The sequence below is a fragment of the Pseudomonas sp. MIS38 genome (assembly GCF_019891575.1).
GTDB lineage: Bacteria > Pseudomonadota > Gammaproteobacteria > Pseudomonadales > Pseudomonadaceae > Aquipseudomonas > Aquipseudomonas putida_A.
Genome location: NZ_JAFLXF010000001.1, coordinates 651,236 through 666,567, shown reverse-complemented (window position 1 = coordinate 666,567; position 15,332 = coordinate 651,236). Strand labels below are relative to the sequence as shown.

The 15,332-nt window shown below is 61.3% G+C and carries 12 protein-coding genes; 6 read left to right on the top strand and 6 right to left on the bottom strand.

Translation table 11 applies throughout. The features are described 5' to 3' along the window. Positions 1-58 precede the first annotated feature (58 nt). The 6 genes from glmU to J1G18_RS02925 all read left to right on the top strand — a co-directional run bounded on the left by glmU (position 59) and on the right by J1G18_RS02925 (position 8,088). Positions 59-1,426, top strand: coding sequence for a bifunctional UDP-N-acetylglucosamine diphosphorylase/glucosamine-1-phosphate N-acetyltransferase GlmU (gene glmU / locus J1G18_RS02950; RefSeq protein WP_098966415.1), 1,368 nt, complete (start codon positions 59-61; stop codon positions 1,424-1,426). 228 nt (positions 1,427-1,654) lie between these two features. Next, the gene (locus tag J1G18_RS02945; RefSeq protein ID WP_098966413.1) at positions 1,655-2,431 is read left to right on the top strand and encodes a DeoR/GlpR family DNA-binding transcription regulator; all 777 of its coding nucleotides are present in this window, start codon (positions 1,655-1,657) and stop codon (positions 2,429-2,431) included. A gap of 2 nt (positions 2,432-2,433) precedes the next feature. Continuing rightward, positions 2,434-4,266, top strand: coding sequence for a glutamine--fructose-6-phosphate transaminase (isomerizing) (gene glmS / locus J1G18_RS02940; protein WP_098966411.1), 1,833 nt, complete (start codon positions 2,434-2,436; stop codon positions 4,264-4,266). 75 nt (positions 4,267-4,341) lie between these two features. Further along, positions 4,342-5,268 carry a LysR family transcriptional regulator gene (locus J1G18_RS02935; RefSeq protein ID WP_223007071.1) on the top strand — a complete coding sequence of 309 codons (927 nt, stop codon included), beginning with the start codon at positions 4,342-4,344 and terminating at the stop codon, positions 5,266-5,268. Between the two features lie 102 nt (positions 5,269-5,370). Beyond that, positions 5,371-5,997 carry a glutathione S-transferase family protein gene (locus J1G18_RS02930; protein WP_210556242.1) on the top strand — a complete coding sequence of 209 codons (627 nt, stop codon included), beginning with the start codon at positions 5,371-5,373 and terminating at the stop codon, positions 5,995-5,997. Between the two features lie 60 nt (positions 5,998-6,057). Continuing rightward, on the top strand, positions 6,058-8,088 hold the full coding sequence (locus J1G18_RS02925) for a pyridoxamine 5'-phosphate oxidase family protein (protein ID WP_223007070.1): 2,031 nt from the start codon (positions 6,058-6,060) through the stop codon (positions 8,086-8,088). Positions 8,089-8,230: 142 nt separating this feature from the next. Here J1G18_RS02925 and J1G18_RS02920 read toward each other — a convergent pair whose 3' ends face one another. The 6 genes from J1G18_RS02920 to J1G18_RS02895 are packed head-to-tail and all read right to left on the bottom strand — an operon-like array spanning position 8,231 to position 15,332. Next, entirely contained in the window at positions 8,231-9,361 is a 1,131-nt protein-coding gene (locus J1G18_RS02920) for a glycosyltransferase family 4 protein (protein WP_223007069.1), read from the bottom strand. Beyond that, complete coding sequence (locus tag J1G18_RS02915) at positions 9,362-10,492, bottom strand: glycosyltransferase family 4 protein (protein WP_223007068.1); 1,131 nt, start codon at positions 10,490-10,492, stop codon at positions 9,362-9,364. After that, positions 10,476-11,843 carry a glycosyltransferase family 4 protein gene (locus J1G18_RS02910; RefSeq protein WP_223007067.1) on the bottom strand — a complete coding sequence of 456 codons (1,368 nt, stop codon included), beginning with the start codon at positions 11,841-11,843 and terminating at the stop codon, positions 10,476-10,478. Before J1G18_RS02910 ends, J1G18_RS02915 begins: the two co-directional genes overlap by 17 nt. Further along, positions 11,840-13,093: an ABC transporter ATP-binding protein gene (locus J1G18_RS02905; protein ID WP_223007066.1), complete on the bottom strand. Its 1,254-nt coding sequence runs from the start codon at positions 13,091-13,093 to the stop codon at positions 11,840-11,842. The genes J1G18_RS02910 and J1G18_RS02905 overlap by 4 nt, the downstream gene beginning before the upstream one ends. Beyond that, positions 13,093-13,890 carry an ABC transporter permease gene (locus tag J1G18_RS02900; protein WP_098966401.1) on the bottom strand — a complete coding sequence of 266 codons (798 nt, stop codon included), beginning with the start codon at positions 13,888-13,890 and terminating at the stop codon, positions 13,093-13,095. The genes J1G18_RS02905 and J1G18_RS02900 overlap by 1 nt, the downstream gene beginning before the upstream one ends. Next, positions 13,890-15,332, bottom strand: a complete 1,443-nt coding sequence (locus J1G18_RS02895) for a mannose-1-phosphate guanylyltransferase/mannose-6-phosphate isomerase (RefSeq protein ID WP_210556252.1) — start codon at positions 15,330-15,332, stop codon at positions 13,890-13,892. Before J1G18_RS02895 ends, J1G18_RS02900 begins: the two co-directional genes overlap by 1 nt.

Below are 15,332 nucleotides of genomic sequence, written 5' to 3'. Positions count from 1 at the left end.
TTTTCCGATTTTTACAACCCGGTCGCAGTTGCTGACCACCCAGGATTGGTAGCCAGTCATGTCTCTCGAAATCGTTATCCTCGCGGCCGGTCAAGGCACCCGTATGCGTTCGGCGTTGCCGAAAGTGCTGCACCCGGTAGCCGGCAATTCCATGCTTGGGCATGTTATCCACAGCGCACGGCAGCTCGATCCACAGCGCATTCATGTGGTGATCGGCCACGGTGCCGATGTGGTGCGTGAGCGTCTGGCGGCTGACGATTTGAATTTCGTGCTGCAGGACAAGCAATTGGGCACTGGTCATGCAACGGCTCAGGCTGTGCCGTTCATCAGCGCCGACACCGTGTTGATCCTCTACGGTGACGTGCCATTGATCGAGGTCGAAACCCTGCAGCGCCTGCTTAAACACGTCGTACCGGGGCAGATGGGCCTGTTGACCGTCGAGCTGGAAGATCCGACCGGTTACGGCCGCATCGTGCGTGATGCTGACGGCAAGGTCGCAGCCATCGTTGAGCACAAAGATGCCAGCGAAGCCCAGCGCGCAATCACCGAAGGCAATACCGGCATTCTCGCCGTCCCGGCCAATCGCCTGGCCGACTGGATGAGCCGCCTGTCGAACAACAATGCCCAGGGCGAGTACTACTTGACCGACGTGATCGAAATGGCGGTCAGCGATGGTTTGGTGGTGGCCACTGAACAACCGCACGACCCGATGGAAGTGCAGGGCGCCAATGATCGTAAGCAACTGGCGGAACTGGAGCGGCATTACCAGCTGCGCGCCGGCCGCCGGCTGATGGCGCAAGGCGTGACCCTGCGTGACCCGGCGCGTTTCGATGTGCGTGGCGAAGTCACCGTCGGTCGCGATGTGCTGATCGACATCAACGTGATTCTCGAAGGTAATGTTGTCATCGAGGACGACGTGGTGATCGGCCCAAACTGCGTGATCAAGGACAGCACCCTGCGCAAAGGCGTGGTGATCAAAGCCAACAGCCACATCGAAGGTGCGGTGCTGGGTGAAGGCAGCGATGCCGGTCCGTTCGCCCGTCTGCGTCCGGGCACGGTGCTCGAAGCACGCGCGCATGTGGGTAACTTTGTCGAACTGAAAAACGCGCGCATGGGTGAGGGCGCCAAGGCCGGGCATCTGACCTATCTGGGCGACGCGGAAATCGGCGCCCGCACCAACATTGGCGCGGGCACCATTACCTGCAACTACGATGGCGCCAACAAGTGGAAAACCGTGTTGGGCGAAGATGTGTTCATCGGCTCCAATAACTCGTTGGTGGCACCTGTGGATATCTCTTCCGGGGCAACCACCGCGGCTGGTTCGACCATCACCCAGAATGTGGATAACGCCCAGTTGGCCGTTGGTCGGGCGCGGCAAAAGAATATCGATGGCTGGAAGCGCCCTGAGAAGATCAAGAAAAGCTGAGTTATCCACAGCTGCACTTATTGCTTGAATCCAAATGTGGGAGCGGGCTTGCTCGCGAATGCGGTGTTTCAGTTTCACATTTCAGTGACTGACCCTCCGCATTCGCGAGCAAGCACGCTCCCACATTCGTCTGGGTCGTTTCTAAAATTTTCGATCTGTCGCTTGACGATTTATGGCCGATAGGTTTTGATTGCTTCCGTTATCTTTCGAATCGAAACTTAAGCCGCCATGTCGAAACGCAACACACCCCAGCGCCGACACAATATCCTCGCCTTGCTCAATGAGCAGGGCGAAGTCAGTGTGGATGAACTGGCCAAGCGCTTCGAAACTTCTGAAGTTACGATTCGCAAGGATCTGGCCGCACTGGAAAGCCATGGTCTGTTGCTGCGCCGTTACGGCGGGGCGATCACCATGCCGCAGGAATTGGTCGCTGAACCGGGCCAAAGCGTTTCAAAGTACAAACAGGCGATTGCCCGCGCCGCCGTCAAACGTATCCGCGAGCACGCCCGCATCATCATCGACAGTGGCAGCACCACTGCGGCGATGATTCCCGAGCTTGGCCAGCAGCCGGGTCTGGTGGTGATGACCAACTCCCTGCACGTGGCCAACGCCTTGAGCGAACTCGAACACGAGCCGGTGCTGCTGATGACCGGCGGCACCTGGGATCCGCATTCGGAGTCCTTCCAGGGCCAGGTGGCCGAGCAGGTACTACGCTCTTACGACTTCGACCAGTTGTTTATCGGCGCCGATGGCATCGATCTGGTGCGCGGTACCACGACGTTCAACGAGTTGCTTGGCCTGAGCCGGGTGATGGCCGACGTGGCGCGTGAAGTCATCGTGATGGTCGAGGCCGACAAGATCGGCCGCAAGATTCCCAACCTGGAGCTGCCGTGGAGCAGCGTCCATACCCTCATTACCGATGATCGCCTGCCACAAGAGGCCCGCGATCAGATACAGGCCCGCGGTATCAGCGTGATTTGCGCGGCTGTCAGTCAGGAGAAATAAGCATGTGTGGAATTGTTGGCGCAGTTGCTGAACGTAATATCACCGCCATCCTGCTCGAAGGCCTCAAGCGCCTTGAATACCGCGGCTATGACAGCGCCGGTGTGGCAGTTTTCACCAACGATGAAAAGCTCGAGCGCATGCGCCGTCCGGGCAAGGTCAGCGAGCTGGAAGCGGCGCTGGCCGCACAGCCGCTGGTCGGCCGTCTCGGTATCGCCCACACCCGTTGGGCGACCCACGGTGCACCGTGCGAGCGTAACGCGCACCCGCATTTCTCCGGTGATATCGCGGTGGTGCACAACGGCATCATCGAGAATCACGAAGCCCTGCGTGAGCAACTGAAAGCGCTGGGTTACGTGTTCACTTCGGACACCGACACCGAAGTCATCGCGCACCTGCTGAGCCATAAACTCAAGGATCAGCCTGACCTGACCGTCGCGCTGAAAGCCACCGTCAAAGAACTGCACGGCGCCTACGGTCTGGCCGTGATCAACGCACAACAGCCGGATCGTCTGGTTGCCGCACGCAGTGGCAGCCCGTTGGTGATCGGTCTGGGCCTGGGCGAGAATTTCCTCGCGTCCGACCAATTGGCCCTGCGCCAGGTCACTGACCGCTTCATGTACCTGGAAGAGGGCGATATCGCCGAAATTCGCCGCGATAGCGTGCAGATCTGGGACGTAGATGGCAAAACCGTCGAGCGTCAGACCGTGCAGTACAGTGATGGTGCCGAAGCTGCCGACAAGGGCGAGTTCCGCCACTACATGCTCAAGGAAATCCATGAGCAACCATCCGTTGTCCAACGCACCCTCGAAGGCCGTCTGAGTCCGAATCAGGTGCTGGTGCAGGCCTTCGGTCCACAGGCTGCCGAACTGTTCGCCAAAGTGCGCAACGTGCAGATCGTCGCCTGCGGTACCAGCTACCACGCCGGTATGGTCGCGCGTTACTGGCTCGAAGAACTGGCCGGTATCCCGTGCCAGGTCGAAGTCGCCAGCGAATTCCGTTACCGCAAGGTGGTGGTGCAGCCGGACACCCTGTTCGTCACCATCTCCCAGTCCGGTGAAACCGCCGACACCCTGGCCGCGCTGCGCAACGCCAAAGAGCTGGGCTTCCTCGCCAGCCTGGCGATCTGCAACGTCGGCATCAGCTCGCTGGTGCGTGAATCCGACCTGACGCTGCTGACCCAGGCCGGTCGCGAAATCGGCGTAGCCTCGACCAAGGCGTTCACCACGCAACTGGTCGGCCTGCTGTTGCTGACCCTGTCTCTGGGTCAGGTACGCGGCACGCTCGGCAAAGGCGTTGAAGCCACGCTGGTGGAAGAGTTGCGTCGCCTGCCGACCCGTCTGGGCGAAGCGCTGGCGATGGACAGCACGGTGGAAAAAATCGCCGAACTGTTCGCCGAGAAGAATCACACCCTGTTCCTCGGCCGTGGCGCGCAGTTCCCGGTCGCAATGGAGGGCGCCTTGAAACTCAAGGAAATCTCCTACATCCACGCCGAAGCCTATCCGGCTGGGGAACTGAAGCACGGCCCTCTGGCGCTTGTGGATAACGACATGCCAGTGGTCACCGTGGCGCCGAACAACGAACTGCTGGAGAAGCTCAAGTCCAACCTGCAGGAAGTCCGTGCCCGTGGTGGTGAACTGATCGTATTCGCTGACGAGAAAGCCGGGATGACCAACGGCGAAGGCACCCATGTGGTGCAGATGCCGCACATCCACGACATTCTTTCGCCGATCCTCTACACCATCCCTCTGCAGTTGCTGTCTTACTACGTCGCCGTGCTCAAGGGCACCGACGTCGACCAGCCGCGCAACCTGGCGAAGTCGGTGACGGTGGAATAAGTTATCCACAGCTGACATTGACCCGCAAAAATCGCAGCCTCGGCTGCGATTTTTGTATCTGAATCGAGGACCTCCATGGACCGCTTCCAGGAAATGCAGATCTTCGCCACCGTGGCCCAGGAGCAGGGCTTCTCGGCAGCGGCGCGGCGTCTTGGCTTGTCCGCGGCCAGTGTCACCCGCGCGGTAGCAGCGCTGGAGCAGCGTATTGGCACGCAGTTGCTGATCCGTACCACGCGCAGTGTGCATCTGAGCGAAGCGGGTCAGCGTTATCTGGAAGACTGTCGGAGAATTCTCGCCGAGGTGCAGGAAGCTGAGGATTCGGCGGCGGGCAGTCATGCCCAGCCTCGTGGGCAATTGACGGTGACGGCGCCGGTATTGTTCGGCGAGCTGTTTGTCACACCGCTGATGGCGGCTTATCTGACGCAATACCCGGATGTTTCGATCAATGCGCTGTTGGTCGATCGGGTGGTGAGCATGGTCGAGGAGGGCATCGATGTCGCGGTGCGCATTGGTGAGTTGCCGGACAGCAATCAGCATGCAATCCGGGTCGGCGAAGTGCGACGGGTGATCTGTGCGTCGCCGGCCTACCTGGCCCGGTACGGCCGCCCCGAGCATCCACAGGCGCTGGCCGGCGCGCCGGTGGTGGCGACCTCGGCCATCGGCCAGTTGCGCAGTTGGCCGTTTGTGGATCAGGGCGAAGCGATCAGCGTGCGGCCAGAACCGAGGCTGGTGGTCACCGCCAACCAGGCGGCGATTACTGCGGCTTGCCTGGGCTTGGGGCTGACCCGGGTGTTGTCCTATCAGGTCGCCGGCAAGGTGGCTTCCGGTGAACTGGAAATTGTCCTCGCCGATTTCGAACTGCCTCCGCTGCCGATTCATGTGGTGTATCAGGGCGGGCGCAAGGCACCGGCGCGGGTGCGCAGTTTTGTCGACCACGCGGTGAAGGTGCTGCGAGAACATCCGGCGCTGCAGAACGCGGCGTTATTTCATCCAGTGAAATAATTGATTGCGATTGCTGGTGATTCTGTTGATTTGAAGATGGGTGGAAGATGGCCTCCATCGGCGCTGCCATCCCGAACGGCGCCCTCTCCAGCGGAGTCGACCATGCAAGCGATCAAACTCTACAACTTCCCGCGTTCCGGCCACGCCCATCGGGTAGAACTGATGTTGTCCCTGCTGCAATTGCCGACCGAATTGATCCTGGTCGATCTGGCCAAGGGTGAGCACAAGCAGGCGCCGTATCTGGCGATCAACAGTTTCGGCCAGGTGCCGGCGATCGACGATGACGGTGTGGTGCTGGCCGACTCCAACGCGATTTTGGTGTATCTGGCGCTCAAATACGGCAACGGCCGTTGGCTGCCAACCGATCCGGTCGGTGCGGCGCGAGTGCAGCGCTGGTTGTCGGCCGCTGCAGGGCCGATTGCTTTCGGACCTGCTGCTGCACGATTGGTAACGGTGTTTGGCGCACAGTTGAATGCTGAAGAAGCGATTACCCGTGCGCACAACCTGCTCAAAGTGATGGAGGTGGAACTGGGCAAGACCCCGTATCTGGCCGGCAGCGAGCCGACCATCGCCGACGTGTCCGCCTACAGCTACATCGCCCATGCGCCGGAAGGCAACGTGTCGCTGGACGACTACGCCAACGTGCGCGCCTGGCTGGCGCATATCGAGGCCTTGCCCGGTTTTGTCGGCATGCCGCGCACGGTCGCCGGTCTGCAAAAGACTGCCTGAGAGGTCGGCCCGATCTGATCGAGTTATCCACAATGCGCCGGCGGCGCGGGGAGATGCGTGATGGAACGTTCACCGTGGCACGCTGGCGAGCAACAACTGCAGACCCATGTCGGCGTTGCCGAGCGCATGGAGGCCTTCGGCCGAAAAGTGATTCGTGACTGGATGCCGGATCAGCACCGCGCCTTTTATGAGCAGTTACCGTTCATGCTGTACGGCGCGGTCGATACCGACGGGCGTCCTTGGGCCAGTGTGCTCGAAGGCGCGCCGGGGTTTGCGCATTCGCCTGATCCCGAGCATCTGCATTTCGCCAGCCAACCCGCTGCCGATGATCCGGCGCAATTGCGCAATGGCGAGCCGATCGGGTTGCTCGGCATTGAATTGCATACCCGCCGCCGCAATCGCCTCAACGGTCATGTCGACAATCTGACCGTGCAGGGTTTCGAGGTGAGCGTGGATCAGGCTTTCGGCAACTGTCCGCAATACATTCAACTGCGCCAGTTCCAGCGCGTGCCGCTGAGCGATCCGCAGACGCGGCCAGCGCAGCACGACGACGGTCTTGATGACGCAGCCAGAGCCATGATCGAAGGCGCCGATACCTTCTTTGTCGCCAGTTACGTCGATGTGGACGGACAACGTGCGGTGGATGTTTCCCATCGTGGCGGGCAGGCCGGGTTTGTCCGGGTTGAAGGTAATCGTCTGACCATCCCGGATTTTGCCGGCAACCTGCACTTCAACACGCTCGGCAACCTGCTGCTCAATCCCAAGGCCGGCCTGCTGTTCATCGACTTTTCCACAGGCGATGTGCTGCAACTGAGCGGGCGGACCGAAATCATCCTCGACGGGCCGCAGATCGAAGCGTTCCAGGGCGCCGAGCGCCTCTGGACATTCGAGGTCGAGAGACTGGTGCGGCGCCCGGCGGCACTGGCCCTGCGCTGGCGCTTCGACGGCATGTCGCCCACCAGTCTGCTGACCGGCACCTGGGCCCAGGCCGATGCACGTTTGCAGGCCAAAGCGCTGGGTGACCGCTGGCGGCCGCTGCGGGTGACCCGCATCGAAAGGGAGAGCCAGCACATCCGCTCGATTTATCTGCAACCGGACGATGGCGCAGGGATGCCGGTGTTTCAGGCTGGCCAGCATCTGCCGTTGCGCTTCACTCTGGATGGTGAAACGCATATTCGCACTTATAGCCTGTCGAGTGCGCCATCGGATGATTTCCTGCGCATCAGTGTGAAACGCGAGGGCCTGGTTTCAGGCCATTTGCACCAGCAGATCCGGGTCGGCGATGTTCTTGAGGCACGGGCGCCACAGGGGCACTTCACGGTGGCGCCACTGGAACACCGGCCGCTGGTGCTGCTGGCGGCGGGGGTTGGCATCACGCCGTTGCTGTCGATGCTGCGTGAGGTGGTGTACCAAGGTCTGCGCACCCGGCGGATTCGGCCGACGTGGTTGCTGCAGAGTTCGCGCAGCCTGGCCGATCAGCCGTTTCGCGAGGAACTCGATCGCGTGCTGGAAAGTGCTGGCGATGCGGTACGGGTGATTCGCCTGCTCAGTCAGCCGGAGGCCGACGTGCATGAAGGCGAAGATTTCGACCGCCATGGGCGCATTGATCGGGCACTGCTGCGTGATCTGCTGGAGGTCGAAGATTACGACCAGATCGATTTTGCTGTCTGTGGGCCCGGCGCTTTTACCCAAAGTGTCTACGACAGTCTGCGCGAGCTGGACATTCGCGACGCGCGGATCCATGCCGAGACCTTCGGCCCGTCGACGCTCAAGCGCCAGCCGGACCCGGATGCGGCGGTCATCGAGCAACCACCGGCGGCCATCACGTCTGTGCCGGTGATGTTTGAGCGTTCGGCCAAAGAGGCGCGCTGGCAGCCGGACGGCGGCAGTCTGCTGGAGCTCGCAGAAAGCCGTGGCCTGCGCCCCGAGTTCAGTTGCCGTGGAGGTTCGTGCGGCACCTGCAAGACACGTCTGGTCAGTGGCGCGGTGAATTATCCACAGCCCCCGGCAGACCTGCCGGAAGCGGGGCAGGTGCTGATTTGTTGCGCGGTGCCGGCGCAGAGTGAGCAGTTGTTGGTGCTAGATCTCTAACGGCTCATTTGAAATCACTACACCCCCCTGTGGGAGCGGGCTTGCTCGCGAAGGCGTCAGATCAGTCGACATCATTGTTTACTGAAAGACCGCTTTCGCGAGCAAGCCCGCTCCCACAGGGTGATGTGTTTCAGCAACGGGATCAGGCGTAAGACAGGTCTTTCTCTTCGAGCAACTCCTGATACAACTCGGTCCACTTGCGGCCCATTTCATCGGCGGTAAACAACTGCCGGTAACGCGCCTCGGCCTTTATGCCCATGGCTGCTGCGCGTTCGGGGTTTTCCCAGAGGCTGCGCATTGCCTCGCGAAACGCCTGAGGGTTGCTCGGCGGCACCACCAGCCCGGTTTCGTTGTGGATGTTGATGTAGCTGGTGCCGGTACCGATTTCGCTGGAGATCATTGGTTTGCCGTACATCGCGCCTTCGAGCAGCGAAATGCCGAACGCTTCGGAACGCAGGTGCGACGGAAACACGATGGCGTAGCACAGCTGTAGCAGGGCGACCTTGTCTTCATCGCCCAGGCGCCCGAGAAAGTGGATGTTACGCAGCCCCAGCGCAGCAGCCTGGGCGTGCAACTCCAGTTCCAGCGGCCCGGCACCGACGATCACCACCGGATAGTCCACGTCCTTCAAGGCGTCGAGCAGGATGTGCAGACCTTTGTAATAACGCATGACCCCGACGAACAGGAAAAACTTATCCCCAAGCTGCTGGCGCCAGCGATTCATCCGTTCGCTGTCGGCCTGTGGATAACCGGCCTTGTTCAAACCGTATGGAATCACCCGGGTCTTGTTCTGAAACTGCTGCAACACGTCGCTGGTGTGCAGGTAGTTCGGCGAGGCCGCGACAATCCGGTCGGCGCTGGCGAGGAAGCGGTTCATCAACGGTCGGTAGAGTTTGAGCAGATGCTTCTGACGAATAATGTCCGAGTGGTAGGTCACCACGCTCGGTTTGTTCATGCCGCTGGCAAAGTGCACCAGGTCCATGAACGGCCACGGAAAGTGATAGTTGACCACATCGGCTTCGGCGGCCAGCTCGCGAAACTGTTTGAACACGCTCCAGGAAAACCCGGTGGAGGCGAACTGAATGTCGAGTCTGGCGCGATGCACTTCGTGTTGACCCAGTTGCACCACCGGCGGGGTCGGGTCGGCGCTGAGTGTCAGCACCTGGCCGTCGATACCGTGATGCGCACCGCTTTCGCACAGCTGAAATATCACCTGCTCGATACCGCCGACCGAGTCAGGCAAGTAGGTTTTGAAAAAATGAAGAACTCGCATTCAACCTCCCATGGCCTGGCGGTAGGCACCGGCCGTGGCCTGTGCGCAGCGCTGCCAGGAAAAAAGCCGCGCCCGCTGCAATCCGGCTTCTCGGCATGCTTGCCAATGCACCTGATCGTCGAGCAGACGGATCAGCGCGTCGCGCAAGCCGTCTGCATTGTCAGGTTCAATATAGTTGCCCGCGTCGCCCGCGACTTCCGGCATGGCCGAAGCGCGGGTGAGTACCACCGGCGTGCCGCTGGCCATCGCCTCCAACACCGGCAGGCCAAAGCCTTCGTATAACGAAGGAAAAATCAGCGCCCGGGCACCAGCCAACAGCTGGGCCAGGTGTTCATCGGGCAAGTAGCCGAGCAGGCACACATGCCCGCTTGCCAATGCCTGACGCAGTTCGGCGCTGAACTGTTCGCGCTGCCAGCCAGCCATGCCGACGATCAGCAGCGGAAAGCGTTGGCGCACGGCCTCCGGCAGCAAGGCATGGGCGCGCAGGGCCAGCCGCAGATTCTTGCGTGGCTCCAGCGTCCCGACACAGAGGAAATACTCCCGCGCCGTAACGGCATGGGCCTTGAGTACCGGGTCGATGGTGTGTGCGTCGCGCGGACGAAAGCGCTCGGCCACGCCCAAGGGAGCGACCACGAAACGTTCAGCGGGCAGGCCGAAACAGCTTTGAGCTTCGTCGGCGATCGCTTGTGAATCGGTGAGGATCACTTGTGCCTGCCGTACGCCGGTAGCCAGTCGGCGCTCGATCTCTTGCAAACGTGCCGGCGGCTGAGTTTCGGGGTAATGCAGGTGCGTCAGGTCGTGCAGGGTGATCACGGTCGGGCCGTCGAAGGCCAGTGGCCACAGACTCGGTTCGTGATACAGATCGATGCCATGCGCGCGCGCCTGATCGAAACGCTTTTGTTCCAGCCAGCGCCGCGCCTGATAAGCCCCGGGGATCTGCCGCAGCAGTGGCGTCAGGCGCGAATAACCGGGCATCGCCGCCTCCGGCAAGGCCGAACTCCAGCCCCAGCCGTGGAACAACTCAATTTCGATATCGGTATCGCTGCGCAACGCATTCACCAACTCGGCGACGTAGTGGCCGATGCCGGTGCGCGGTGCCTGCAGGATCCGGGCATTAAGGGCAATGCGCATGCGGCCTCGCTGGCGCCAATGGCGCTTGCACTGCATTGCGTACGGTGCGCTCGGCCAGTTGCGCACTCGCCTCGTGCCAGTCGATCCAGCGCCAGTCCGCCACATCGCGAGCAGCGGGGAATTGGCCACTCTGCAGGAAACGCATGATCAAGTCAGCGAGGCTTTGCGGATCCTGCAAATCGAAATAGGCCATGAATTCGCCGCCGATTTCGCGGAACACCGCAATGTCGCTGCCCATCGCCGGCAAGCCACGCTGCATGGCTTCCACCAGCGGCAGGCCAAAGCCTTCGACAAACGAAGGGAATACCAGCGCACTGGCGTGGGCGTAGGCATGTTCGAGGCTGGTGTCGCTCAAGTCGTTGAACATGAACAGGCGGCGATTCAGTTCGGGATGACTGCGCACCCGGGCGAGCAGGGCGTCGCACTTCCAGCCGATGCGCCCGGCGATGCACAGACGCGCCGGGGAGCCGGCGGTCCAGGCCCGTTCGAAGGCATCGAGCAGGTATGCGTGGTTCTTGCGCGGCTCAATGGTACTGACCATCAGGAACAGCGGCTCCGGTGTATTGAACAGCTGTTGCAGGCGCGGTTCGACGGTTTCCCCGGCGCTGTGCAGATCCAGTTCGGAACCGAGGTGAAAATAATCGAACCAGCGTTTTTCGGCCTGTACCGTGCCGATCCGTTGCTGCAGTTCGGCGCGCACCTGATCGCGTACCGTGGCGGAAATGGCCAGGTAGCCGTCGGCCGTGCGGGTGATCCAGTCGAACCATTCACTGAAGACCTGCACCAGCCGCGTGTCGTAGAACTGCGGGTGGGTCAGCGGTATCAAGTCGTAGATGACCGCGACAATACCGACACCCTCGCGCTTGAGCTGTTCGGCGTGGGAGAAAAAGTCCGAGTGCCAGGACGAATCCAGCAGCACCAGTTGGTCTCCGGGCTGATGCTGCAAGGGGGCACAGCGTTTTGGCAGTTGCTGGCGGTTGATCCGCTCGATCAGCCGCAGGGGTACGCCAAATGCCGCGAAAGCGCTCAGCCGATAGCCGACGTACAACAGGCGTCGTGGGGTTTTTGCCTGCAGGCGGCTGTCGAGGCGCTGATGCCATTGCCAGAAACGGTGCGCAAGGCGTTCCAGTCGTTCGCCGAATGTCGCAATGGCGTTGAACAGCGGCGCGTCCAGCGGGGCCAGGCGCGTGACCCGATACAGCCGGCCCCTCAGCGAAATGACCGGCAGGCACTCGACATCACCCACCCGCTCCGGCAATTGCTTGATGACGTTGCGCACCACGCGTTGAATACCGGAGTTGATCTTCGGGTGTTTGAAGACGTGGGTGCACTCGACCAAGAGGCGGGTCATGGCGCACGCTCGGTCAGCGCTGCCTCGGTGTGAGGGGTGATCGTCGTCTTGGCATTGAGCCAGGAACAGCCGACGAAATCTTCCTGGCGGTTGTTGATCACGTGAAACACCAGACCGTAATCGCGCCATTCGAAGTTGCGGTCCAGATGCGAGTCCAGGCGCGACAGGCTCAACGATACCGAATAGTTGCCCTTGCCCAGCCCCATGACGAAGGCGAAGCGGTAAGTGAAGCGTTCGCCGGCGCGCAGATCGGTCAGGGCCTTGTTCAGGCGATGGGTGTTGATGCCATACATCATCTGGCCCAGACGATCCTTGAGGATGAAGCCGAGCACCAGCCGTTCAATGTCGCGGCGAACTTCGATCTGCACTTCCAGTACCACTGGCTGGCCGACTTCGGCAGCGTCGATGGCGCGGTCCTGTTCGTCCAGCAGGCGCACACTCAGAATGCCTGCCTCGCCGGTGCCGGACACGGTCTGCACTTCGCCGCCGGCGAGCATTTCCTGGCGCACGATCTGACCTTCGCGCTCGGCCATCAAGGCGTTGTAATAGTCGAGCACCACTTCCGGTTTGTCGTACATGGCCATGTGGCCGTCCTTGAGCAGGATCGCCGAATCGCAGATCGACTGGATGGCCGAGCGGTCGTGGGAGACGATCAGCAGGGTCGTGCCGGCCTTGCGGAAGCTGCGAATGCGTTCGAAGCTCTTGTGCTGAAAGTAGGCGTCGCCCACCGACAGGGCCTCGTCGACGATCAGAATGTCCGGACGCCGCGCGGTGGCGACGCTGAAGGCCAGGCGCATCTGCATGCCGCTGGAGTAGGTGCGCACGGGGTGGTCGATGGCTTCGCCGATTTCTGCGAAGTGTTCGATGTCAGGCATCAGCGCTTCGATTTCGCCAACCTGCAGGCCCAGCAACTGCCCGGCCATGATCGCGTTCTGGCGCCCGGTAAAGTCCGGGTGAAAACCCATGCCCAGCTCCAGCAATGCCGCTACGCGCCCTTCAATCTCGATTTTGCCGCAGGTGGGTTGAGTGGTACCGGTGATCATCTTCAGCAAAGTACTTTTGCCCGCACCGTTGGCGCCGACGATACCCACGGCCTCGCCGGGGGCAATCTCGAAAGCGACATCCTGCAGCACCCAATGCTCGCGGTGGCGCACCGGGGAAAACGGGATCAGCCATTCCGCCAGACGGCTCCAGCGTGTCGGATACTGTTTATAAGCCTTGCCCAGGCCCGTTACGCGTATAAGTCCCATCAGAGTTCATCCACCATTTCACCGACGCGCTGGCGGAACAACCGCAGGGCGATCAGACACATCACCACCGTGACGATGAACACCGGTAAAAGCGAGTTCCAGACCGGCCATTGCCCATACAGGAACAGGTTCTGATAGCTGCCGATCAGGCTGGTCATCGGGTTGAGTTGCAGCAGCCGCTGGACCCACTCCGGGAGGATGGTGATCGGATACACGATCGGCGTCAGCCAGAACCAGAACTGCAGGCAGATGGCGAAGAGCTGGCCGACATCGCGAAAGAATACATTCAACACGCCGAGGATCATGCCCAGACCAGCGCAGAACAGCATCTGCAGCGCAATCAGGGGAATCAGCGCCAGGAGCGCCATACCGGGCCAACGCCCGCTGATCAATAGAAATCCAAGGAACAGGCCGATGATGATGGCGAAATTGATCGCCGCATTGCACAGCACGATCACCGGCAGGCAGATGCGGGGGAAGCTGATTTTCTTCAGCAGGTTGGCGTTATCCAGAAACATGGTCTGGCTGCGCAGGGTGATTTCCGAAAACATTCCCCAGGCGAGCAGCCCGGCGCAGAGATAGACACTGTAGGCCATGCTGTCATCCACGCCCGGCAGGCGGGCGCGCATGATGTGAGAAAAGATCACGGTGTAGACGATGATCATCGACAGTGGATTGAACACGGGCCACAAGGCGCCGAGCAGCGAATTGCGATAACGCGCTTGAAACTCTCGCTGTACGCTGCCGAGGATGAATCCTCGATAGCTGTAAAGCGAACGGTACAGGGAAAGCAGCATCAAACCGTCCTGCCGTATTGGTCTTCGAAGCGCACGATATCGTCTTCACCCAGGTATTCGCCGCTTTGCACTTCGATGATCACCAGGTCGATCACGCCGGGGTTTTCCAGGCGATGGCGATGGCCGGCGGCAATGAACGTCGATTCGTTCTTGGCCACCAGATGCGTGCCGCTGCCGTTGTTGGTGACCTTGGCCATGCCTTCGACCACCACCCAGTGTTCGTTGCGGTGATGATGCATTTGCAGCGACAGCTTGCCGCCGGGCTTGACCACGATGCGCTTGATCTTGAAGCGCGGGCCTTCTTCGAGCACGGTGTAGGTGCCCCACGGACGACTGACCGTGCGATGCAGGCGATAGGCTTCGTGGGATTTTTCCTTGAGTTGCTTGGCGACGCGCCGCACATCCTGGGCGCGATCGGCGTGGGCCACCAGCACGGCGTCGGCGGTGTCGACGATGATCAGGTTATCCACACCCACGGCAGCCACCAGCCGGCCTTCGCTCTGCACGAAGTTGTTGTGACTGTCGATGAACACCGCTTCGCCGCTGGCGCGATTGTTGTCGGCATCGGCCGGTACCAGCGCTGCCACGGCCCCCCACGAACCGATGTCGCTCCAGTCGAAACCGGCGGGCACCACCACGACTTTCTCCGAACGCTCCATCAAGGCGTAATCGATGGAGATGTCGGTGATTTCAGCAAACAGTGTCGGCGACAGTTCCTGTTGCAGACAGCCGACGGTTTCCACCGCGGCGCTGGCCTGCATGCAGGCGCGGGTCTGTTCCAGCAACTCTGGCGCGTGCAATTGCAGTTCGTTGATCAGGGTCGCGGTGGTGAAGCAGAACATGCCCGAGTTCCACAGGAAGTTGCCGCTTTCCAGGTAATGGGTGGCGGTTTGCAGGTCGGGCTTTTCCACGAAACGCTGCACTTTCGCTGCGCCTTTGGCGTCCAGCGGTGCGCCGGTTTCGATGTAGCCGAAGCCGGTTTCCGGGGCGGTCGGCAGCACACCGAAGGTCACCAGATAACCGTCCTTCGCCAGATTGACCGCGTGTTCGACGGCGCTCTTGAGCGCTTCCTGATTAACGATCAGATGGTCGGCGGGCATCACCACCATGATTGCATCGTCGCCGTGCAGCGCCTGCAGCGACAGGGCGGCGGCGGCAATCGCCGGGGCGGTGTTGCGCCCGGTCGGCTCCAGCAGGAAGTGCCCGCGATGGCGCGACACGTGGGCGGCGCAATAGTGATCCTTGCTCTGGAAGTAGTACTCGCGGTTGGTCACCGTGACGATGTCGCCCCAGCCGTCGAGCAATGCTGCCGCCCGCTGGTAGGTCTTGCCGAGCAGCGACTGCCCGTCGGGCAGGGTCATGAACGGTTTGGGATGGCCCTCGCGGGACACCGGCCACAGACGCGTACCGGCACCGCCGGACAGAATCACTGGGATGAGCAT